Consider the following 1,461-nt stretch of genomic DNA (forward strand, 5'->3'; position numbering starts at 1 on the left):
TAAACTGTACCCTATAAGATAGACACTTTAAAAAGGTCATCTTATAGGGTTTTTTTGTTTTATAATGAGAAAAAACAAGTCGGAGTGATAGACATGACCAAAAATTATCTTACACCTAACCAACAAAACGAATTAAAAAAGAATCCTTATGTTAAAGGAGTCAGCGAAAAAGGGATTACTTATACAGATGAATTTAGACGATTATTTATTTCGGAAAATGAAGCGGGTAAATTACCTCGTCAAATCTTTGAAGAAGCAGGGTTTGATATAGTGATGATTGGGATGATTCGCGTTCAAAAATCAGCGAATCGTTGGCGGACAGCGTATAGAAATAAGGGAGTTACAGGATTAGAGGATACACGAAAATTTAGTTCTGGTCGTCCAATTGAACGCGAGCTAAGTCTCGAGGAAAAGTATGCACGATTAGAAGCGAAAGCCCGTTTATTAGAAGCGGAGAATGAACTTCTAAAAAAGCTCGATCTACTCGAAAGGCAGATGATGACCAAGAAATCACAATCGAAACGAAACTAAAATATGAATTAATCAACCATACCATTCAAAAATATAAATTAAAGCACGTGGTGAGCTATTTATGTGAGGTCATGGATGTTTCTCGCTCGGGCTATTATAACTATTTTGATGATATATCAGTGCAAAAACGTCTTACACAGAATGAAGCTGATGAAGTGGTAAGAGATATTATTTTAAAGGCGTATCAATTCCGAGGACGCAAAAAGGGAGCACGCCAAATTAAAATGACGCTTCAAAATCAATATGGCATTACATACAACTTAAAACGCATTCGTCGGATTATGAAAAAGTTTGAGATTGTCTGCCCAATTCGGAAAGCCAATTCAGCACGAAGAATGGCCAAAGCAACGAAAGAACATCTAACATGCCCGAACATACTTCAACGTAATTTTAAACAAGGTGTTGCAGGAAAAGTGTTATTAACGGACATCACATATTTAACCTACAAAGGTGGGAAACGTGCTTATTTATCGACGATTAAAGACGCAGAAACGAATGAAATTTTAGCGTACGAGCTATCTTCAACGTTACATTTAAATATTGCGCTCAACACGCTTCATGAACTAAAGAAACATCGCCATTTGACGAAAGATGCCTTTATCCATTCGGATCAAGGATTTCATTATACAAACCCGCAGTTCCAAGCTTTAGTAAAGAAAATGGGCTTAGGGCAATCCATGTCTCGCCGTGGGAACTGTTGGGATAATGCCCCCCAAGAATCATTCTTTGGGCATTTTAAAGATGAAACGAATATAAAAGATTGCGAAACATTAGAAGAAGTAAAAAGTGAAATTAAGAGTTATATGACGTACTACAACCATTATCGTGGGCAATGGAATTTAAAAAAGCTGCCGCCTGCAAAATACAGACAGCAGCTTCAACAAGTTGCCTAACCTTTTTCAAAATGTCCTTTACAAAGGGTACACTTTA

At 36.9% G+C, this 1,461-nt stretch carries 1 protein-coding gene; it reads left to right on the forward strand.

Features of this window, described 5'->3' with window-relative positions; genetic code table 11:
* Positions 1–93: 93 nt before the first annotated feature.
* Positions 94–1,424 (forward strand): IS3 family transposase gene (locus FS486_RS19845; RefSeq protein ID WP_395940911.1). Its coding sequence is split into 2 segments (ribosomal slippage): positions 94–478 and positions 478–1,424, totalling 1,332 coding nucleotides; the frame shifts between segments, so codons are not numbered across the junction.
* Positions 1,425–1,461 lie beyond the last annotated feature (37 nt).

The sequence above is a fragment of the Bacillus sp. FJAT-22090 genome (assembly GCF_007676755.1).
GTDB lineage: Bacteria > Bacillota > Bacilli > Bacillales_A > Planococcaceae > Psychrobacillus.